This is a genomic window from Roseovarius sp. D22-M7, from assembly GCF_037083785.1.
Taxonomy (GTDB): Bacteria; Pseudomonadota; Alphaproteobacteria; order Rhodobacterales; family Rhodobacteraceae; genus Roseovarius.
Window position 1 is genome coordinate 1 of sequence record NZ_JBAPKY010000031.1, and the last position, 20,117, is coordinate 20,117.

Below are 20,117 nucleotides of genomic sequence, written 5' to 3' on the forward strand. Positions count from 1 at the left end.
AGACCCACATAGCCCGTCCCGATCATCGCGATCTTCATCGAGAAATATCCTTGTCGCTGCCCCGGCCATCACCCCGGGAAAATCAAATCGCGCCGCCCCTGTCCCGCATAGCGCCCCCGCGAGGCCCGGACAACCTGTTCCGCGGCCCCGCGCGCGTGACAGGTGGGTCCGGCTGCGCTATCTCACACCGATATTGATTTACCGTGAAAGCGTCACCGCCATGCGCCTCACCCTCACGCGCCGCCACCTGCTGCGGCTTCTGGCCGGGACGGCCCTCGTCCCCGCGGCGGCGGGCGCGCAGCAGGATCTCGCGGTCCCCGGGCTCGAAACCGGATCCGGGCCGCTGGTGGCCGAGGACGGCACGCTGCTGGTGCGCCGCGCGGCGCTGTCTCGCCGCGGCCCGGGCGGGCGACCGCTGGCGCGGGTGCGGATCCCCGAGCGCGGCGCGCCAGTGCTCGACCCCGAGGCGGGCGNGCCCTGCCGCGCGCCGGCTACGCCTGTTGGTCCACGAGGGGCGCGCGGCGGGCAATCACGGCGATCTCTACGAGAACCGCGATCGCGGGCATTCGCGCCTACCCGCCGAGGCGCATCCGCAGCTGACGCATGTGCGCTACGAGGCCGGGATGCGCGACGCGCGGCTCGATTACGGGCTGGCCGGGCCGGTGATCTTCGACGCGCCGCTGATCGGCAATTCCTCGACCGCTCTGAAGAACGGCGCGTTCTGGCGGTCGCTGGCGCGCATGGCGCTGACCCGGCCCGACGGGCCGCGCCGACTGTATCAGAACTACCTGGCCGGGCAGATCCACGTCTACCCCGAACATCGCGACCACGACCCCGAACACGGCGACCTGATCCCCGCCAACACGCCGTTCTTTCTCGTCTCGCAGGGCTCGTCCTACACGGACCGCCCGCACCTGCGGGCGCTGGCGATGATCCTCGCCGCGCTGCGCCCCGAGACCAAGGCATTCCTGCACGACGCCCAGCTTCTGGCGCCCACCGTGCAGATGGTGTTCCGCCGCAGCCTGACCCCGGTGCGCAGCCGCGCCGATTACCACTCGGGGATCGCGCATGCCTCGGCGGTGCCGGGCGGCCGGATCAACCTCGCGCGCATGGTCGGGCTGGCCAACACGCTGACACCCGACACCGTGCCGCCGATGGTGCGCCTCGCGGTGCTGTCGGAGACGCGCAGCACCGAGGGGGTCGATCATTTCGGCGAAGGCCTGGATGAGCGGCTCTTCGACACGCCGCCGGCGATCGCCCGGATCTGGCGCAGCGCCACACCGCGGCGCAGCATGGTCATCTCGGCCGAGGCGACGCGCGATCTGCAGGGCCGCAGCCCGGATTTCGCCTGGCGGCTGCTGCGCGGCGACCCGGCCCGCACCCGGATAGAGCCGCTGGACGCCCGCGGCACGCGCGCCCGCATCACCCTCGACTGGCAGGAGCCGCGCGCCGTCCCCGGGCGCGACGACATCCTGTCGAGCCGGGTGGATATCGGCGTCTTCGCCCGCATCGGCGATCATGACAGCATGCCGGGGCTGATCTCGGTGCTGCTGCCGCATCACGAGACGCGGGCCTATGCCCCCGGCCCCGACGGCACTCCGCGCATCGAGTCCCGCGATTTCCGGCTGGCCGAGGGGGGCTATGCCGACCCGGTGCTCTTTCCGCGCGCCGACTGGCGCGACGTCTACCGCTACGATCCCGAAGGCCGCTTCACCGGCTGGCAGCGCGAGGGGGGCGACGAGCCCCTGCGGTTCGACGCCGCCGGGCGGCTGATCACCGCAACCGGTCCGGTTGTGGCCCGCCACGTGGTCGAGCGCCCCGGGAAGGGCGTCCCGCGGCTGGTGCTGCGGACCGGGCCGCAGGCCGAGTAGCCCCGCACGGCCCCGCCCGGAAATCCGCGGGACGCCCCTGAAATCATGGTTAATCAATACCCTGCGGCGCGGCGTTCCGCGCGGGGCGCCACCGCGCGAGCCCCCGAATCATTGCCCGTCCCCCAGGCGCATGACCGGCGCATGACCGCCCCGCGGCCCGCGGCGATGTTTCCTGAATGCGGCCAGTTTTAATCGAATTCAAGGATCGCAAATCTGGGCGCGACAGTCATGACGCCCTCAGGTTGCAAACGCATATCCGCCTTTCCATGGCCACCCGGATGTGCCCAAGACAGCGTCCTCGGGATGCGCAGTGGAACCGTAAAGGGTTAATTTTCATGACTTATCTCTACAAGACGCTCGGCCTCGCCGCGGCGGCGACGCTCGCCCTGGCGACCACCGGGGCGACCGGCGCGCAGGCCGCCTCGATCACCGTCCAGAGCTTCAGCCCCGGGGCCTTCATCGGTCTCGCGAAAAGCGACACCGTGATCGAGGATTTCGAGACGCCCGGGGCCCTCACCAAGACGTTCGAAGGGGGTGGCACAGGTCTCGGAACGGCGCCGGACACCTACGGCGAACTCGCAGCGGGCACGGCCCTCGGCTCGAAAGTCGGCAGTTTCACCGGCCTGGGCGGCACCGGCAAGGGCAACACCTGCCAGAATCTCTCGATCGGCAACGCCACCTGTGACAACATCGCGCTGCAATTCGACTCGACCCTGAACGGTCAGTCCAACATCGTGCCGGATGAGGGTAAGTGGTCAATCAACGCGGCGGACACGAAGGGGATCGAATGGACCGCCTTCCTGCCCGGCGACCGGCAGTTCACGTCCCTGTTCTTCGCCATCCGCGACGCGGCCGACCAAGGCGCGAAGCTGACGGTCGCGGCGGCTGGGCAGTCCGTGGAACTCACCGACCTGCTCAACAATGGCAACCGGCTGGGCAACAACAACGAGCAGCTGATCTTCGTCGATTTCGGCACCGCCGTCGACTCCGCGCTGATCACGATGTCGAGCAGCAAGATCAACGACTCCTTCAGTATCGACGGGGCCGCGATCACCCCGGTGCCGCTGCCGGCCGCCGGCTGGCTGATGATCGCGGGGCTCGGCGGGCTCGCCGCGCTGCGCCGCCGCAAGCGCGCCGCCTGATCCCGTCCGCCCTCACGCCTTCGATACGGCCGCGCCCCGCGCGGCCGTTTTTTCATGATCTGCGCGCACACCCGCCCTGCCGGGCAGGACGGGATGCGGATCGGATCACGGGCCCGGGCCGGATGATTCGCGGCCCGGACGGCCCGGACCGGTCGCTGTATCTCGTTTCTTAACGGCTCAACCGTTTGGCGCGTTCTGATGAAGCCACGGCGACAATCATGACGGCCTGCGGTTGTAAATTCGCATGTGCCTTGGTCCGGCCCGTCAAAGGCGTCATGGTCGTCACGGCTAATGGTACAATCTAGTTAGGGAACAAGGGTTATCTTTATGAGAAATGCATACAAGGGCCTCGGCCTCACGGCAGCGATTGCCATGGCTGGGCTGTTCGCGGGTGCAGCGTCGGCTGCGGTCATCGATTTCGACGCGCTCGACGCCACCGCGGGCCAGACCGTGCCGCTGACAAGCTTCAGCGAGGATGGCTACACGTTCGACCTGTCCTTCACCGGCGGGTCCGCAGGTCCTGCGGTCTTCGACACGACCTGCACCGGCTATGGCGGTACCGACGGGTGCAACGACGATGCCGATCTTCAGCCCACGGTACAGGGCGAGAATGGGGTGTCCGACAATGTCCTGATCCTGCAGAGATCGGCGCCCGGCGCGCTGATCCCGAACGACTTCAATGACGGCGGCCGGATCGGCTTCACGCTGACCTCGGGCAAGGCGTTCTTCCTCACCGGGTTCTCGGCGGTCGATGACGAGATGTTCTCGGCCATCGACACGGATGGCAGCACCGTGCTGGGCAGCATCACGCTAGGCAGCGACGGCGAGACCGGTACGATCAGCTTCCGGTCCTCGCGCATTGAGATAGGGGATACGTTCTACTTCGACTACGCCGGATCGGGCGGGATCGACAGCCTGACCACCACGCCGGTCCCGGTTCCCGCGGCCCTGCCGCTGGCGCTTTCGGCCTTCGGCGCGCTCGCTTGGCTGGGCCGCCGCAGGCGTCGCCCCGTCTGACACGGCACATCAGTCTGCAACATGAAACGGCCGCCTTACGCGGCCGTTTTGCGTGGGCACGGGTTCCCTCTGCGCCGATCGCACCTGCCGGGCCCGGCCGGTGCCGGGGGTACGGAGTCGGTTATGGCTTCCGAAACATCTGATAAATAACGCTTTCAACCCCGGATCGATACTTTCAAAGCGACAGTGAAACGCCTTCCGATTGTAACATCGCCTGACCTCCACACCCTGAAATGGTAACATTTCGGGCCGATCCGGCCTCTTCCCCTTGACCCGCCGCGCCGCGGTTTGAAACCGTCAATCCTGCACGACAGATATTAGATGCGGAAGAGGAGGTTTTGATGAAACATCGATACGAGGCGCCTAAGGCTGCACGCGTCGCCGGGCTGGCCGTCGCGGCGATACTCGCCCTCGGTGCGCAGAAGGCCGGGGCGGCAACCGTCGTGAACGAAGGCGGCGGCCCGTATGACATCACCACGGACACGCTGTTCACGGGGCTTGTCGAGGATCCCGATGGCGGCGCCGGAAGCTACATCGTGGACTTCACCTCGTCACGGGATCCCCTGCCGGCGACGGCCGCCGCCTCCTTAACCGAAGGCGTGCTGGACACGTTCGACGATCTGACCATGGAATGGCAGGACGGGTCGGGAACCGCGCTGGCATCCACGCCCGTCTTCGATCCCGTCACCCGGCTGGAAACGACCTTCGCGTCCCCGAACCTGGCCCAGTCCCTCGCCTTCACCTGGACAGGGTCAGCCACGGACCAGGGCTTCGACTTCGAGGTCTCGCCGGTTCCGCTGCCCGCCGGGATCTGGCTGATGCTGGGCGCGCTTGGCGGGCTTCTCGGCCTGCGCCACCGCCGCAGGGCCGCCGCCGACGCGTGACCGGCATCCGGACCGCCGCAAACCGCACCGTCGAGGGCCGCCGCCGCGCGGCCCTTCTTCGGTTTCCGCTCAGATCCCGAGGCCGGCGGCCTGGCGCAGCATCCAGACCATGCGCGTCAGCCGCAGGCGGATCAGCGTCGCCGCGGCGCGCGCCCGCTCGCGCCCGCCCGACAGCCGCGGGCTGCGCAGCACCCTGGGCAGATGCACAACGGCGCTGGCGGGCATCATCAGCGCCTTGAGGGCCCATTTCAGCCGCGCCGCGGCCCCTCGCCCCGTCTGGCCGAACATCTCTTGGGTGATGCGCCGCCATTTGCCGCGCAGCGCCGGCCAGTCGGCGCGCGACGGATGCCCGACACGCAGCCCGTCCTCGTAGATCAGCCGGTAGCCCCGGGCGGTGGCGCGGAACGACCAGTCGCGATCCTCAGACACGCCGCCGCGGAACGGGCCCACATCCGCGAACACGTCGCGCCTTGTGACCAGGTTGCCGGTGCCGGAAAACCCCTGCACCTCGATGTAATGCCGGAAATCGAAGGCGAAGACCGCCTCGAATGCCTCGGCGCCGCTGCGCGGCGGCGGGGTCTCGTCGAAGACCTCGACGCGGCCGCCCACGAGATCGGCGCGGTCCATCACCGCCCGACCCACGGCCACCCAGTCGGGGGCGGGCACGCAATCGGCATCGATGAACATCAGCCGCGGCGCCGTCGTCTCGGCCACCCCGCGATTGCGCGCCGCCGCCGCCCCCTTTTCGGGCTCGGTGACAATGCGGATGTCGGAAAACCGCGCGCGCACCGCGTCCAGAGATTGCGTCGAGCTGTTGTCGACCACCAGCACCTCGCAGCCTGTCAGGTCGTTTTCCGTCAGCGCCCCGAGGCAGCGCGCCAGCCGCGTCGCGTCATTGTAATGCGGGATGATGATCGCGATCTCGGGCATGACGGCTCCGGTCCGGGGCATCAGTAATACTGGTAGTCATACCCGTCGGCATCGCTGGCATAGCGGCACTTGTTCAGCACGATCCCCATCACGTTGGTCAGTTCCGCCACCTGCCGTTCAGCATGGTCGATCTGGCCGGTCGGGGTCTGCTCGGCGGCGGCGATGATCAGCGCGCAATCGACGTTCTGCAGGAACGCGATGTTGTCGTCGCTGACATTGAGCGGCGAGATGTCGTAGAACACCAGGTCGGGGCTGTAGTCGCGCTCGATCGCGTCGAGCCCCTCGCGGGCAGCGCGGCTCAGCAGCAGTTCCGACGGGCGCGAGGCGGGGCCGCCATTGAGCCCGAAGGCCACGCGCTCGCCGAGGCGCATCCCGTGCTCGGCAAAGCGCACCCGGCCCTCCAGCACGTCGGCCATGGTATACTCGACCGTCTGGCCCAGCACCCGGTGCAGGTTCGGCCGGCGCAGGTCGAGATCGATGCACATCACCCGCATGTCGCGCTGGCGCTCGAAGCTGAAGGCGAGATTGGCCAGCGTGGTGGTCTTGCCGGCCGCGGGATCGGGCGAGACGATGGCGATCCGGCGCCAGCCATTGCTCTGGGCCTGGTGGATGATCTTGGTGCGCAGAAGGTCGTAGGGCGCCGCGGCGTGGCCGCTTTCGACGGCGACCACGCGGTTGCGCCGGAGGGTCTCGAGATCGCGCTTCACCGGCGCCAGCGCCTGCCAGCCATCCTCGATGCCCGGGTCGGAGGCGACCGGGGCCGCGTGATCGGTGCGCGTGGTGCTGCCGCGCTGGCGCTCGGCGCGCGCCTTGGCGAGGGCTTCCTGAATACGTTCCATGTCACGCGCTCCCGAAACAGCGGTTGCAGAAAGGGCCGGCCGGCCGGCGAGGGCCCCGCGCGGCCCGGGGCATCGGGCCGGTCACAGCCGCACCCCGAGCCGGTTCATCAGCTTGTCGGCCAGAAGATCGAGCGGCAGGTAATACATGTGCACCGCGTAGACCGCGACCGGCACCCCAACGAGGATCGTCACGTAGACGGTGGCCCTGAGCGCGCGTTTGCCGACCACCTCGCCGCGGCTGTACATGTACGGGATGGTGGCCAGCGGGCGCACCCCGATCCGGCTGATGATGTCCTCGGGCCGGCGGGCCGTGCGGTTGAGCAGCTCGATCAGCAGCACCAGCGCGAGCCCCGCCACGATCCCGAAGGCGGTGCCGCCCCCGGCGATCAGCACCCGGTCGGGCTTGGTCGGCCGGGTGGGGGTCGCGGGCGGCTCGATCACCGAGATGCGCCCGCCGCGCGACGCCGACTCGATCCGCTCGCCGGTGCTGGCCCGGGCCAGCCGGTCGACGGCGGTGTTGTACTGCTTCACGATGTTGCTGTAGGTGCGCTGCAACTCGCCCAGCTCGACGCTGTTGCGCGGGGTCTCCTCGAGCGTCCGGTTCACCCGCTCGAGCCGTTCCTCGGTCTCGGCGCGCTGTTCCTGCAGAAGCTTGATACGGGTATCGATCTCGTCGAGCTGCAGCTGCAGCGTGGCCGGCAGCTCGGTTTCGCCCTCGGTCTCGGACGCGGCGCGCGTCTCGGCGGCGCGGGCCTCCACCCGCTCTTCGAGCTGCGCGATCTGCGCCTCGAGCATCCGCACCTTCGGGTTGGTCTCAGAATAAAGCGCCAGCGCGTTCTCGCGCTCGCGGCGCATGTCCCGCAGGCGCTTCTGGGCCGGCGACAGCCCGTCGCCGCCCGCCTGCCCGGTGGCCTCGTAAAGCTGTACCAGCCGCTCGGCCTGGTTGCGCAGCTCGGTGATGTCGCGCTCGATCCGGCGCAGATTCTCCTCCATCCGGGACTGCTGGCTGAGACGGTTCTGTAGGTTCTCGGGCAGCGCCTCGGCATTCTCGGACTTGAATTCCAGGATGCGGGCATTCTGCGCGTCGAGATCCTGCCCCAGCCGCTCGACCTCCTGCTGGAAGAATTCCAGCGTGGTGCCGGCGCGGGCGCTGCGGAACTGCGAGTTCTGCCGCTCGATCAGGGTCAGGTATGCGTTGAGCACCCCGGCGGTGATGGCCGGGCGGCGCGCCTGGAAGGTCAGGGTCATGGTCGGCGCCTGATCGCGCCGCCCGGGACCCTGGATGGTGGTGCGCGCCCGCATCGCGGCGACGATCGCATCGGCGCTCATCGCGCCGATATTCTCGAACACGTTCTGGCTGCGCGCCACGTCGAGCAGGTTGGCGCGGGTCATCAGCCGCTGCTCGATGATCTCGAGCTGCTCGCGGGCGCCGACATTGACCGTCGAGGAGGCCAGTTCGCGCGGGATCTGCGGGCCCTCGACCAGCAGCTGGGTCTGCGATTCGTAGGCCGGCGGCAAGGAGATGGCGGCGATCACCGCAACCGCCGAGATCACCACCGAGACCAGCAGGAAATAATGCAGCCGCCGCAGGAAGATCGAGAAATAGTATTTCACTTCGGTCATGTCGCGTCACTTTCTTGCGCGGGTCTGGCGCCGGCGAAGAACAGCCCGTCATCCAGAACGCTTTGCAGGGTCTCTTCGGTCACCGAGGTCTGATCGTTGCTCCAGGCATAGACCATCGCGATGTCGCAAAGCTGGTTGACCAGCCGTGGCACGCCGTCGGTCTGCGTGTGGACCATTCGACAGGCGGCCTTGGTGAACTCGCAGCCCTGCCCGCCCACGGCGCACAGCCGGTGGCTGATATACTGCGCCACCGTCTCGGCGTCCATCGCCGGGATGTGAAAGCTCGCCGTCACCCGCTGCGCCAGCTGCTTCATCTGCGGGCTGCGGATCACGTCGCGCAATTCGGGCTGTCCGACCAGGATCAGCTGGATCAGCTCGTCCTTGTTGGCATTGATATTGGTCAGCATGCGCAGCTCTTCGAGACCCTCGACCGACAGATTCTGCGCCTCGTCGAAAATCAGCACGACGCGCCGTTCGGCGGCATATTCGGCGATCAGGAAATCCGTCAGCGTCTGGAACTTCTGGACGTAGCTGGCGTCGTTCGCCACCTCGACCGACAACGCGTTGAGCACCCATTGCAGCAGCTCGCCGCGCCCGCCCTGGGCGTTCGAGATCAGCCCCACGGTGATCGTGTCATCGGTGTTCTGCAACAGGTGCTGGACCAGCGTCGTCTTGCCGGATCCGATCTCGCCGGTGATCACGGTGATCGGCGCCCGCGAGAAGATGCCGTAATCGAGGATCGTGTAGGCGTTGCGATGCGCCTTCGACCAATAGAGGAACGCCGGATCCGGCAGCAGCGTGAAGGGACGCTCGGAGAGGCCGAAATGATCTGCGTAAAGGGTCTCCGGTCTCATGGGTGTCTTTCAAACGAAATCTGCAATCGAACCCGCATTCCGACATCCGACCAAAGCCGCAGGCCAGGACCTGCACATGTCGCGCCATCCCCTTGTCATTGTCATTGGCATTTGCCCGTTACAGGTTGATTATGCAACAGCAGAATGCCGGGCATGGCTAATCCCGCGCCGGGCCGCCCGCCCCCGCGCGGCTCGGCCGGCGAATCGTCCCGACCCCGCCCCGGGGGCTGCGGCAATGATCACGGCCCTGACGGGGCTTTGTTGCCGCATCGCGGGCAATCGGGATACTCGCGGCGCGGCGCGATTAACCAATGGACGCGAAAAACCACCTAAAAATAAGGCAATCCGGGCCTTCTCGTCTTAAAGTTGTAACTTGTCTTAAATTAGATATTGTTTTGAGCGAACTTGTAGATGTTGCTTGCATGAAGGGGGTGATCGCGTGCTAAGTGCGACCCGAACGGCGATCTGGCTTGATCCGCATCCTGCACGCTCGACGCATCGTGCAAGTGCCCTTTGTTCGGTTTGTTTGGAAAGCTGAGGATACGCAAAAATGGCATTTCAGGATTATTCGCAGATCCCGGCACATCGCGACACGACAGGCCTCGACCGGACGCCGCGCCGGCGCTCGCTTTATCGCAACGGGGCGAAGCGCGCGCTCGACATCGTGCTGGTCGTGGCGACCCTGCCGTTCACCCTGCCGATCCTGCTGCTGCTGATGGTTTTCGCATCGCTCGACGGGCACGGCCCGATCTACCGCCAGCCGCGCCTCGGCCGCGGTGGCCGGATCTTCCGCATGGTCAAGATCCGAACCATGGTGCCCGACGCCCACGCCCTGCTCGAGCGTCACCTCGCCGCCGATTGCGAGGCACGGCGCGAATGGGACGAGACCCAGAAACTCAAATGCGATCCGCGGATCACACCCGCCGGCCAAGTGCTGCGCAAATGCTCGCTCGACGAACTGCCGCAGCTGTGGAACGTGCTGACGGGCGACATGTCGCTGGTCGGGCCGCGGCCGATGATGGTCGGCCAGGAAAAGCTCTATCCGGGCACCGCCTATTTCGCCCTGCGCCCGGGCATCACCGGCCCCTGGCAGATCTCGGACCGCAACGAGTCGAGCTTCGCCGCGCGGGCGGGCTTCGACAACCGCTACCTCGCCACGCTGTCGCTGCTGGTCGATTTCAGGATCCTGGTGCGCACGGTGATGGTGGTGCTGCGCGGCACCGGATACTGAACGCACCGGATACCGGCGGCACCGGGCAGCGCAACGCTGCCGCCCGGACGTCGCCCGCCGCGTAAAGCACCGTAAAGCACGGAGAGCGTTTTTCGATCCCGTTCCGGATTTGGTCATGCTAGGGTGCGGCCACCTTTTCCACGACAGGCGCGGGCCGGTGGCCCGGGGCTGAACATGCAGGACCAATGACGTGATCAAACCGACCTTTCTGGCGCTTGCCACCGCGGGGCTGCTGTCGTTCTGCGACACCGCCGAGGAGCGGGCCGAAGCCCATTATCAATCCGGGCTCGAGCTGCTGCGGGAGGGCGACGCGGACCGCGCCCTGGTCGAGTTCCGCAATGTCTTCCAGCTCGACGGGCAGCATCGCGCGGCGCGGCGGACCTATGCCGAGACGGTCCTCGAACGCGGCAACCTGCGCGAGGCCTTCGGCCAGTATCGCCGGCTGGTCGAGCAATATCCCGACAGCCTGCCTGGCCAGCGCGCCCTGGCCGAGCTGGCGCTGGAATTCAACGACTGGGACGCCGCCCGCCGCCACGGCGCGGCGGCCGCCGAGCTGGCGCCCGAGGACCCGCTCGTGCAGGCTGTCAACGCCACCGTCGCCTACCGCGACGCGGTCTCGGGACGCGGCGACGCGGAGGCCCGGCGCGACGCGGTGACCAGGGCCCGGGCGCTGGTCGAGGACAATCCCGACCTGATGATCGCGCGCCAGGTGGTGATCGACGATCTCATCCGAAGCCGGGACTGGACCGCGGCGCTCACCGCGATCGACGCGGCGCTGGCCCGCGAGCCCGACAACCGGCAACTTTACACGATCCGGCTCGGCGTGCTCAACCAGCTGGGCGAGCGCCCGGAAATCCGCGCCCAGCTCGAGAAGATGATCGCGCGCTTCCCCGACGACCCCAACGTGCCCAACACCCTGGTCCGCTGGTACCTGTCGCAGGGCAATGCCGACGCCGCGCAGGCGTTTCTGAAGGACCGCGCCGACGAAAGCCCCGCCGATACCGACGACGTCACCACCTATATCCGGTTCCTCACCGAGATCCGCGACCTCGAGACCGCGCTGGCCGAGCTCGAGCGCATCCTCGCCACCGACCCGCCCGAGGCCGAGCGCCTGCAGGCGCTGCGCGCCGGGCTGCGCTTCGACCTGGGCGCGCGCGACGCGGCCATCGCCCAGATGGAAGGGCTGATCGACGCGATGGAACCCTCCGACCAGCGGCGCAGCATCATGGTGATGCTGGCCCGGATGCTGGATACGACCGGCAACAACGTGGGCGCGCGCGCGCTGGTCGAGGAGGTGCTCGAGGCCGACGCGCAGAACCCCGCGGCGCTCAAGCTGCGCGCCGGCTGGCTGATCGACGACGACCGCATCGACGAGGCGATCGTCACCCTGCGCTCGGTGCTCGGGGAGGCGCCCCAGGATGCCGAGGCGATGACCCTGATGGCCCGGGCGCATGAGCGCGCCGGCAATCGCGACCTGATGGCCGATATGCTGAGCCGCGCGGTCGAGGCCTCGGGCAACGCGCCGGAAGAGACCCTGCGCTATGCCCGCCACCTGATCTCGCAAGACAGCCTCGACAGCGCCGAGGGGCTGCTGGTCAACGCGCTGCGTCTCGCGTCGGGCCATGTCGGCCTGCTCGAGGCCCTGGGCCAGATCTACATGACCCAGCAGGACTGGCCCCGCCTGACCCAGGTGATCGAGGCGCTGCGCGGCCAAGACGGCGACCGCGCGCAGCGCATCGCCAACGAGCTGACCGCCCGCCAACTCGCCGCGCAGGACCGCGGGGAGGAACTCATGGGCTTTCTCGACACGCTGGCCAGCGAGGGCGCGCGCGGCCTCGGGGCGGCGGCGACGATCGTGCGCACCCGGCTGCGGCAGGGCGATGTCGAGGGCGCGCGGGACTATGCACGCGAAACCCTCGACGCCAATCCCGACAACCTGAACGCGCGCTTCCTGATGGCCTCGGTCGAGGCGGTGACCGGCCGGATCGACGCCGCCGAGGCCGCCTTCCGCGGGCTGGTCGAGGACGCGCCCCGCGATCAGCGCTTCTGGCTGGCGCTCTACAACATCCACGCCACCCAGGAGGACGAGGCCGCGGCCCGCCAGGCGCTGCGCGACGGGATCGCGGCGGTGCCCGGCTCGGTGCGGCTCAACTGGACGCTGGCCGGCCTGCTGGAACGCGACGGCGATGTCGAGGGCGCGATCGGGATCTACGAACGCCTCTACGAGGCCAATTCCGACAACCTGATCATCGCCAACAACCTGGCCAGCCTGCTGGCGACCGGGCGCGCGGGGGCCGAGGATCTCGAACGCGCGCACCAGATCGCGCGACGCCTGCGCGGCCGCGACGTGCCGGCCTTCCAGGACACCTATGGCTGGATCGCCTTCCGCCGCGGCGATCTCGACTCTGCGGTCACGGCACTCGAAGCCGCCGCCGAGGGGCTGCCGGCGGATCCCACGGTGCAGTACCACCTGGCGCGCACCTATGACGAGATCGGGCGCGACGCGGCAGCGCTCGCGCAGTTCCGCCGCGTGACCGGGATCGTCGGCGAGGGCCCCGCCCCCGATTTCATGCCCGAGGTCGCGGCGGCGATCGCCCGGCTTGACGGCGCGACACCGGACGGGGACGACACCGCCGGCAACTGAAGCGCCCCGGCCTGTCCCGTGCGCTCGGGCGGGTTTCCGCCGCCTCCGGCCCCGTCCCGGCCCGCCTGCTGCAAATCCGCCGCAGCGCAGTGAATTGTTGCATTCGCGTGTTTCACGCCCTGGACAAATGCCATAGCATCGCCGCAAAACTCGACACGAGGGGCAAAGGACCGAGATGATCAGATTCCTGACGGCGCTTTTTCTCATGGCGGGGCTGGCCGGTGCCGCGACCGCGCAAAGCAATTACATCATCCAGCCCGGCGACACCTTGCAGGTCGAGGTACTGGAAGACCCCGAACTGGGGCGCAACGTGCTGGTCCTGCCCGACGGCTCGATCAGCTTTCCGTTGGCCGGATCGCTGCAGGCGGGCGGGCGCACCGTCGATGGCGTGGCCCGCACCCTCACCCAAAGGCTGGCCGGCGATTTCGCGGTCGAACCGACGGTGCTGGTCTCTGTGGCCGCGCTCGGCCCCGACAGCCAGGAGCTGATGGACATCTACATCATCGGCGAGGCCAACCAGCCCGGCCTGCGCGAGGTCGAGACCGGCACCACGCTGCTGCAATTTTTGGCCCAGGCGGGCGGGCTGTCGCGCTTTGCCGCCAAGACACGCATCCAGCTGCGCCGCATCGATCGGAACAGCGGACAGGAACGGGTCTACCGGTTCAACTATAACAGCATGGGGGGCGCGAACAGCATCAGCGGCACGACGGTGCTGGCCCCGGGCGACGTGATCGTCGTCCCCGAACGGCGCCTCTTCGAATTCACCAGGTAAGGCAGATCTCGCCCGTGAAACGCGCATATGCCCTGATCGGCACCGGGACCCTTGGGGTCCTCGGGGTGCTCGGCCTCGGGGCGGTGCCCATGCTGGCCCAGCAGGACGCGGGCCCCGAGGCCGGCGGCCCGGTGCTGACCTTCGGGATCTCCTCGACGCTCAGCGCCACCGACAACTACAACCTCAGCCCCGACAACGCCGAGGACGCCACGCTGTTCGACACGCGGCTGTCGCTGGGCTACCGCAACCGGCGCGCCATCGACACGCTCAGCTTCGACCTGTCGGGCGTGCTGCGCGCGATCGAGCCGCCGCGCGGCGCCAAGATCTTCGACGACCGCAGCGCCCGGCTCGGCTACCAGCGGCGGGGCCTGAACAGCGCGCTCAGCTTCGGCGCCGATTACAACCTCTCGTCGGTGGACGCGCGCGACCCGTTCGACCGCAATCGCTTTCTTCTGGACGAGGATCTGCCCGAGGACGAGGACCCGGTCTTCGAGGAGGATCCGCTGGACGAAACCGATCTCAGCCAGGATCGCGGCGACCGCGAGGAGATCGGCGCGCGGTTCCGCGTCGAGACGGGGCTGAACGACCCGCTGGGTTTCGTGCTCACCGGGCGCTACCGCGAGCGCAGCTTCACCGATACCACCGATCCGGATCTCTTCGACAGCGAAACCTTCACCCTGTCGGGGACCACCCGCGTCACCCTCACCCCGGTCACCCGGGCGCGCGTGGTGCTCGATTACCGCGATTACAGCGCCGACGACGTTCAGCGGACCGATCGGCAGACCAGCAGCGTCAATCTCGGCCTGAACCAGGCGCTGACGCAGGTCGACACGCTGGATGTCTCGCTGGGGTTTCGGCGGATCGAGACCGAAGAAACCAATGGCGGCACCCGCAGCTCTGACACCGAGGAAGGGGTGGTGGGCCGCCTCGCGCTGACGCGCGAGCTGACGCTCGGCTCGATCGGCACGACATTCGAGGTCAATCAAAGCGAGAACGGCCAGACCATGACATGGCAGGTCAACCGCGCGCTGCCGCTGCCGCGCGGGTCGCTCTCGCTCAGCGTCGGGGCGACCCGGAACGTGGCCAACGACATCGTGCCGTCGGGCAGCCTGAACTTCACCCACCAGATGCCGCGCAGCAGCATCAACGCTTCGCTCTCGCAGGATATCCGCACCAGCGACCGCTCGAACGAGTTGCGCAGCACCCGCGCCTCGGTCGGGTACAACTACCAGCTCAATTCGCTGTCGCGCATTGGGGTCTCGGCCAATTTCGCCGAACTGGCCCAGTCCGGCGGCCCGAATCTGAACGACACCACCCGCACCGATCTGCGCGCCACCTACAGCTACGACCTGACCCGCGACTGGCGGCTCTCGACGGGCTACGAATACCGCATCCGCGACGAGGAGAGCATCGGCGAGGCGACCTCCAACCGTGTGTTCCTGACCCTGCAGCGGAGCATCGCGGTGCGCCCGTGATCGGCGCCCGTGATTTGCGTACACTCCCCGCGTCCATGACGTACATCATGGACACATTCCGCGCCGCGCGGCGCCCGCTTTTTCAATCGCCACGCAGGGTGTTTGCTGCTAGACCCCGGGCCATCCGGGGGCGGTCGTGACGCCCAATGCGACAACCCGTGCGACGAGAGGCAAGAGTGCATGTTCATGACTGACCAGTCCGGCCCGGAAAGCCTCGCGCGTCCGGTCAACCCTGCGGGGCTGTTGTGGTTCACCCTGCTGCTGGCCGGGTCGATCCCGATCTTCTGGATCGGATTCGTGTCCCTGGCCGAGGCCTGGTCGACCCCCGAATACAGCCACGGCCCGCTCATCCCGCTGATTTCGCTTTATCTTTTCCTACGCGAGATGCGCCGCATGCCGCCGCCTTCGCGCGAGGTGCACGACCGGGCGCCGGGGCTCGCGGTGCTGGTCCTCGGGCTGCTGGTGGCGCTGGCGGGCAACCTGACGCGGATCCCCGACATCGTCAGCTACGGCTTCATCATCTGGGTGGGCGGCGCGGTGCTGACGATCTTCGGCTGGGAGCGCGGCAAGAAGCACCAGCTCGGCGTGGTGCACCTGATCTTCATGCTGCCCCTGCCGCATTTCATCTATCTCAAGCTGACCATCCTGCTGCAGACCATCTCCTCGGAAATCGGCGTCTGGTTCGTGGCGCTGATGGGGGTGCCGGTCTTTCTCGAAGGCAACGTGATCGATCTCGGCGTCTACAAGCTGCAGGTCGCCGAGGCCTGCTCGGGGCTGCGCTATCTCTTTCCGATCCTTAGCTTTTCCTATCTCTTCGCGATCCTCTACCGCGGGCCGATGTGGCACAAGGCGGTGCTTCTGCTGGCCGCCGTGCCGCTGACCGTGCTGATGAATTCCTTCCGCATCGGCGTCATCGGCGTGCTGGTCAACAGCTACGGGATCAGCCATGCTGAGGGATTCCTGCACTATTTCGAGGGCTGGGTGATCTTCGGCGCCTGCATCGCGATCCTCTTCCTGATGGCCGTCGCGCTGCAACGGCTGACGCATGATCCCAAGCCGCTGTCCGAGGCGATCGACCTCGACACCACCGGCTTCGGCGCCATCGCCGCGCGCCTCATCGGCATCCGCGCCTCGCGCGGACTGGCGGCCGGCGCGCTGCTGACACTGGCGGTCTCGGGGGCCTGGGCGCTGCAGCAGGGCAGCGAGGCGCCCGCCGTCGACCGCGACCCGTTCTCGCTCTACCCGCGGCAACTGGGCGAGTGGTCGGGCAATTTCTCGATGCTCGACCCGCAGATCGAGCAGGTCCTGGGCGCCACCGACTATCTCGCGGCCTCGTTCAGCAGCCCGTCCGCGGCGGAACCGGTCGAGCTTTTCATGGCCTTCTACGACAAGCAGACCGAGGGCAGCGGCATCCATTCGCCCGAGGTCTGCCTGCCCGCCGGCGGCTGGGAGATCTTCAGCTTCGAGACCATGCCCGTGGACATGCAGGGCACCGGCTACGGCACGTTCGACGTGAACCGCGCGGTAATCCAGAAAGGCCTGTCGCAGCAACTGGTCTATTACTGGTTCGAACAGCGCGGCAAACGCATCACCAACGATTTCAAGGCCAAGATCAGCGTGGTCTATGACAGCCTGATGATCGACCGCACAGATGGTGCCATGGTGCGCTACATCACCCCGATCCGCGAGACCGAACCCGAGGCTGCCGCCGACGCCCGCATCCAGCGCCTGATGCGCGAAAGCCTGCCGAGGCTGCCAAGGTTCGTGCCGGAGTAAACGCACTTGCATGATTGAAGGTGTCACGCAACATCGGTCCAGTCACAAAGGTTGAGCGATCGACCTGCGACATTAGCCCCTCATACTCGATCCGTCGTACGTATCGATGGATCCGTTTCGGTAATGTCTCCAGTCGGGATCACATCCTTTCCTCGAGAACATGACCGAGATCGTTTTTTCGAAGCGTCAACTTCAGTTCATCCTCGTTGATGACGCGAAATTTTCCATTCGTTCCGCCTGTGCGCTCGAGAGTGGCTTTCACGGTGCTGCAGAGGATGCCAAGATCGGCGCAGATCGTATCGATCGTCTTTTGCTGAGCGACCGGGTTCAGGAGGTCTTGTTCATATTGCACCACATGATGTGGAAAATTCGATAAAAGTTGGTCTTCATATGAGAGCATTTCAAGGTTCCACAGGACTTGCGCCAGGAAACGCTCCGGTTCGATACGGATGTTGCGCCTCTTTTCGTGAGATTCGCCCGGCTTGAGAAAATACTGACTTGTCACCTGTGCTGTCGACAGCGAGAGGGCTTGGTCGTATGTGCGTCGGCGCAGATGCAGCAGGTGAAAATCGACGTCGTGCAGATTTTCAAAAAATGCCAGAGGGTCCTGGATCCGCTGTACTTCAAACATCTGGTAAGACAAAAACTTGCAGACATACCCTTTTGCTTTGCAACAGCGCGCGCGGTTTTGAAGAAATTTCACGGGGTCAAGAACAGCATGGTGCAGGCACTCGCGATCATCTTGAATATCGGGCACTTGACCCATGAGTTGACCAAGAAGCGTGGTGCCTGAACGGGGGCGCGCAAAAACTAGCAGCTTGGCCGGCGGAGCGTCATCTGCCAAGCGGCTCCTCGCCATGGCGAGGGCTTCCTTCACATATCCTTTTGCACTCACTCGGTGCTTGTGCCACCGTCCAAAAATATACGGATCTCCGACGGGTGGCACATTGTGAACTGGATGATCCTCGAGTGTCGTGCGAACGGAGAGGCGTGATTCATGATCGTTTGCCTTGTCATGCATCATGTCACCCCCGAAGCATAATATACAAACTCAGATGATTTCCATCGCTATGAGCATATGCAGTTTTCCGTAAGGGCACCAGTGTCTGTGAATAATCATCTTGAAGCGATCAGTGTGGCTGTTGATATTTTCGAGTAATGAAATCACGCGAGCACGCTTCTTGTACGCATACCGATTGATATCACACAGACATGAACGTCGTACGAGACGATCCGGGGAAGGCATTATGGGCCGTACTCGGATCACCGTTTTCCCAGCTTGAGTTTCCCAGCCCGCTGGCGCATCCCATGGGGATGACAGCCCGACCCCTGCCGCCCTTTCGCACGCGTTTCTTGGCATGGGCCGCCGGCCATGCCGTGCTGCTTGGCATCCTCTTGGTCTGCATCCTCGTCGAGGCGGTGCTGCAGGGGGCTGATTTCGGCCTCTGGGGATCGTCGCGCTGGCGCGGGCTGGCCTATCAGAATGGCGGGTTCTGGCGCGGGCTCCTGGACAACTGGCGGCCCAATTATGCCGGTCAGCCCGCCCTGATGTTCGCGACTTACGGCTTTCTGCATGGCGGGATCTTTCACCTCGCGGTCAACATGATCACGCTGGTCTCGCTGGGGCAGCCGGTGATCGAGCGGGTCGGGCAAGTGCGCTTCGCTGCACTCTACGCCGCCTCGCTTCTGGGCGGGGCCGTGGGCTTTGCGGTGCTTTCGTCGGCAGTGCAGCCGATGGTCGGGGCCTCGGGCGCGCTCTTTGGCCTCGCCGGGGTGCTGACGGGCTGGGAATACACCGCCCGGCGGCTGGCGCGCGAGGGGATCGGGCCGGTGCTGAAGGTGGTGGGGCTGCTGATCGCGCTCAATCTCGTGATGTACTGGGCGATGGACGGCCGCCTCGCCTGGGAGACGCATCTGGGCGGGTTCCTGGCCGGCTGGGCCGCGGGATGGGGACTGCGCGACCGCTCCGCACCCGGGTAGAGGCGCCTCAGCGCACGCCGGTCAAGATGAAGCGGCGCAGCCGGTCGGTAAAGCCGCGATCCGCGAAGGGATCGACGCATCCCCCCTGCCCCGCGCCGCCCGCGCGCAGCGCCGCATCGAGGCATCCCGGCAAGTCCTGCTCGTCGCGGGCGGTGAACAGCCCGGGATGCGTCGCCAGCCTTTGCCCCAGTCTTTGCGCTGTCGCAAGCTGGTGATCGTTGCGGTGTTCGCCATGGCGCATCTGGCGCGGCATGATGCAGATCCGCTTTCCCTGGGTCAGCGCGGTCAGGATGGTGCCCATCCCGGCATGCGCAACGATCAGCTCGGCGCGGTCGAAGGCCGCGGCATACTCGGCCGGCGAGAACCGCGCCACGGGCTCGAAATGGCGCGGCACATACGCATCCCGCGGCGGTGACAGGACCTGGGCCACGATCTCGCAGGACGGTGTCGTGGCCTCGACCCACTGATCGACGGCCCGCACCAGCCGGTCGAACGGAAGCTGCGTGCCGGTGGTCAGGAAGATCACAGCACCGCCCCCATGAAATGCGGCCCCTCGGGGCGGGCAAGGTGTTCCCATTGCGTCAGCCACAGATCGGCGTGGCGGCCGATCTCCTGGCCCGATCTCGACAGCTCTTCGGCATTGGCCATGCTGTCGATCCAGATCGTGCGCGCGCCCAGAAGCTTGCCCAAGCGCAGCGCGAAATAGCCCGGCGCCGCCCCGGTGGTGACGATCACGTCGGGCCGGTGCCGCAGCACCAGGCCCAGCACCTGAACGAATTGGCGCAGCAGACTCAGCTTGTGCGTGAGGTTGGCATCGGGGACCGCGCGGAACGCCGGCGCCGGGCTGCCCTCGTCGCGGGCCATGGCGCGGACGATATCGCCCAGCCCCGGCTCGGTGCTGACATAGACGACCGGCAGATCGCGCCACGCCCGGCGTAGGCGCATCAGCTGCACCCAGTGCCCGCCGGCCGAGGCCACGACCATCAGCTTGGGATATGTGGACATGCGCGCCTTTCCCCGTAGCTCGCCGATCAGCTATCCGATGACCCCCGCGCCGCGCAAGGCGTATTCCCGGCCCA

The 20,117-nt window shown here is 66.9% G+C and carries 17 protein-coding genes; 10 read left to right on the forward strand and 7 right to left on the reverse strand.

Annotation, left to right across the window (positions count from 1 at the left end; genetic code table 11):
• Positions 1–500 precede the first annotated feature (500 nt).
• The 4 genes from V8324_RS13825 to V8324_RS13840 all read left to right on the forward strand — a co-directional run bounded on the left by V8324_RS13825 (position 501) and on the right by V8324_RS13840 (position 4,914).
• Positions 501–1,871, forward strand: coding sequence for a hypothetical protein (locus tag V8324_RS13825; RefSeq protein WP_336420515.1), 1,371 nt, complete (start codon positions 501–503; stop codon positions 1,869–1,871).
• 242 nt (positions 1,872–2,113) lie between these two features.
• Positions 2,114–3,013, forward strand: coding sequence for a VPLPA-CTERM sorting domain-containing protein (locus tag V8324_RS13830; protein ID WP_336420516.1), 900 nt, complete (start codon positions 2,114–2,116; stop codon positions 3,011–3,013).
• 327 nt (positions 3,014–3,340) lie between these two features.
• Positions 3,341–4,030 (forward strand): hypothetical protein, encoded by a 690-nt coding sequence (locus tag V8324_RS13835; RefSeq protein ID WP_336420517.1) that lies wholly within the window; start codon positions 3,341–3,343, stop codon positions 4,028–4,030.
• Positions 4,031–4,371: 341 nt separating this feature from the next.
• On the forward strand, positions 4,372–4,914 hold the full coding sequence (locus V8324_RS13840) for a VPLPA-CTERM sorting domain-containing protein (protein WP_336420518.1): 543 nt from the start codon (positions 4,372–4,374) through the stop codon (positions 4,912–4,914).
• 69 nt (positions 4,915–4,983) lie between these two features.
• On the opposite strand, the gene V8324_RS13845 is transcribed toward V8324_RS13840, so the two are convergent.
• From V8324_RS13845 to V8324_RS13860, 4 genes are all read right to left on the reverse strand, one after another.
• The gene (locus tag V8324_RS13845; RefSeq protein WP_336420519.1) at positions 4,984–5,844 is read right to left on the reverse strand and encodes a glycosyltransferase family 2 protein; all 861 of its coding nucleotides are present in this window, start codon (positions 5,842–5,844) and stop codon (positions 4,984–4,986) included.
• A gap of 20 nt (positions 5,845–5,864) precedes the next feature.
• Positions 5,865–6,683: a CpsD/CapB family tyrosine-protein kinase gene (locus V8324_RS13850; RefSeq protein ID WP_336420520.1), complete on the reverse strand. Its 819-nt coding sequence runs from the start codon at positions 6,681–6,683 to the stop codon at positions 5,865–5,867.
• A gap of 81 nt (positions 6,684–6,764) precedes the next feature.
• Entirely contained in the window at positions 6,765–8,306 is a 1,542-nt protein-coding gene (locus tag V8324_RS13855; protein WP_336420521.1) for a GumC family protein, read from the reverse strand.
• Positions 8,303–9,160: an ExeA family protein gene (locus V8324_RS13860; protein WP_336420522.1), complete on the reverse strand. Its 858-nt coding sequence runs from the start codon at positions 9,158–9,160 to the stop codon at positions 8,303–8,305. The genes V8324_RS13855 and V8324_RS13860 overlap by 4 nt, the downstream gene beginning before the upstream one ends.
• Before the next feature lie 550 nt (positions 9,161–9,710).
• On the opposite strand from V8324_RS13860, the gene V8324_RS13865 reads away from it, so the two are divergent.
• From V8324_RS13865 to xrtD, 5 genes are all read left to right on the forward strand, one after another.
• A complete protein-coding gene (locus V8324_RS13865; protein WP_336420523.1) occupies positions 9,711–10,391 on the forward strand; it encodes a sugar transferase in 681 nt (226 codons plus the stop codon).
• A gap of 190 nt (positions 10,392–10,581) precedes the next feature.
• On the forward strand, positions 10,582–13,035 hold the full coding sequence (locus V8324_RS13870; RefSeq protein ID WP_336420524.1) for a tetratricopeptide repeat protein: 2,454 nt from the start codon (positions 10,582–10,584) through the stop codon (positions 13,033–13,035).
• Between the two features lie 175 nt (positions 13,036–13,210).
• Positions 13,211–13,807, forward strand: coding sequence for a polysaccharide biosynthesis/export family protein (locus tag V8324_RS13875; protein ID WP_336420525.1), 597 nt, complete (start codon positions 13,211–13,213; stop codon positions 13,805–13,807).
• A 14-nt stretch (positions 13,808–13,821) separates the two neighbouring features.
• Positions 13,822–15,282: a hypothetical protein gene (locus V8324_RS13880; protein WP_336420526.1), complete on the forward strand. Its 1,461-nt coding sequence runs from the start codon at positions 13,822–13,824 to the stop codon at positions 15,280–15,282.
• A 186-nt stretch (positions 15,283–15,468) separates the two neighbouring features.
• Complete coding sequence (xrtD, locus tag V8324_RS13885) at positions 15,469–17,058, forward strand: VPLPA-CTERM-specific exosortase XrtD (RefSeq protein WP_336420527.1); 1,590 nt, start codon at positions 15,469–15,471, stop codon at positions 17,056–17,058.
• 139 nt (positions 17,059–17,197) lie between these two features.
• Here xrtD and V8324_RS13890 read toward each other — a convergent pair whose 3' ends face one another.
• The gene (locus tag V8324_RS13890) at positions 17,198–18,082 is read right to left on the reverse strand and encodes a hypothetical protein (RefSeq protein ID WP_336420528.1); all 885 of its coding nucleotides are present in this window, start codon (positions 18,080–18,082) and stop codon (positions 17,198–17,200) included.
• A 284-nt stretch (positions 18,083–18,366) separates the two neighbouring features.
• Between V8324_RS13890 and V8324_RS13895 the strand changes: the two genes are divergently transcribed.
• On the forward strand, positions 18,367–19,038 hold the full coding sequence (locus V8324_RS13895) for a rhomboid family intramembrane serine protease (RefSeq protein WP_336420529.1): 672 nt from the start codon (positions 18,367–18,369) through the stop codon (positions 19,036–19,038).
• Positions 19,039–19,045: 7 nt separating this feature from the next.
• Here the strand turns inward: V8324_RS13895 and V8324_RS13900 are convergent, their stop codons facing one another.
• Both V8324_RS13900 and V8324_RS13905 read right to left on the reverse strand, forming a co-directional pair.
• Entirely contained in the window at positions 19,046–19,564 is a 519-nt protein-coding gene (locus V8324_RS13900; RefSeq protein ID WP_336420530.1) for a glycosyltransferase, read from the reverse strand.
• Positions 19,561–20,043 (reverse strand): UDP-N-acetylglucosamine--LPS N-acetylglucosamine transferase, encoded by a 483-nt coding sequence (locus V8324_RS13905; RefSeq protein ID WP_336420531.1) that lies wholly within the window; start codon positions 20,041–20,043, stop codon positions 19,561–19,563. Before V8324_RS13905 ends, V8324_RS13900 begins: the two co-directional genes overlap by 4 nt.
• Positions 20,044–20,117 lie beyond the last annotated feature (74 nt).

What these genes read in the sequence shown, in the direction of transcription:
- V8324_RS13835 (WP_336420517.1), top strand. Translation starts at nt 3,341, where the DNA reads ATGAGAAATGCATACAAGGGCCTCGGCCTCACGGCAGCGATTGCCATG.
- V8324_RS13840 (WP_336420518.1), top strand. Translation starts at nt 4,372, where the DNA reads ATGAAACATCGATACGAGGCGCCTAAGGCTGCACGCGTCGCCGGGCTG.
- V8324_RS13845 (WP_336420519.1), bottom strand. Translation starts at nt 5,844, where the DNA reads ATGCCCGAGATCGCGATCATCATCCCGCATTACAATGACGCGACGCGG.
- V8324_RS13850 (WP_336420520.1), bottom strand. Translation starts at nt 6,683, where the DNA reads ATGGAACGTATTCAGGAAGCCCTCGCCAAGGCGCGCGCCGAGCGCCAG.
- V8324_RS13855 (WP_336420521.1), bottom strand. Translation starts at nt 8,306, where the DNA reads ATGACCGAAGTGAAATACTATTTCTCGATCTTCCTGCGGCGGCTGCAT.
- V8324_RS13860 (WP_336420522.1), bottom strand. Translation starts at nt 9,160, where the DNA reads ATGAGACCGGAGACCCTTTACGCAGATCATTTCGGCCTCTCCGAGCGT.
- V8324_RS13865 (WP_336420523.1), top strand. Translation starts at nt 9,711, where the DNA reads ATGGCATTTCAGGATTATTCGCAGATCCCGGCACATCGCGACACGACA.
- V8324_RS13875 (WP_336420525.1), top strand. Translation starts at nt 13,211, where the DNA reads ATGATCAGATTCCTGACGGCGCTTTTTCTCATGGCGGGGCTGGCCGGT.
- xrtD (WP_336420527.1), top strand. Translation starts at nt 15,469, where the DNA reads ATGACTGACCAGTCCGGCCCGGAAAGCCTCGCGCGTCCGGTCAACCCT.
- V8324_RS13890 (WP_336420528.1), bottom strand. Translation starts at nt 18,082, where the DNA reads ATGATGCATGACAAGGCAAACGATCATGAATCACGCCTCTCCGTTCGC.
- V8324_RS13895 (WP_336420529.1), top strand. Translation starts at nt 18,367, where the DNA reads ATGGGGATGACAGCCCGACCCCTGCCGCCCTTTCGCACGCGTTTCTTG.
- V8324_RS13905 (WP_336420531.1), bottom strand. Translation starts at nt 20,043, where the DNA reads ATGTCCACATATCCCAAGCTGATGGTCGTGGCCTCGGCCGGCGGGCAC.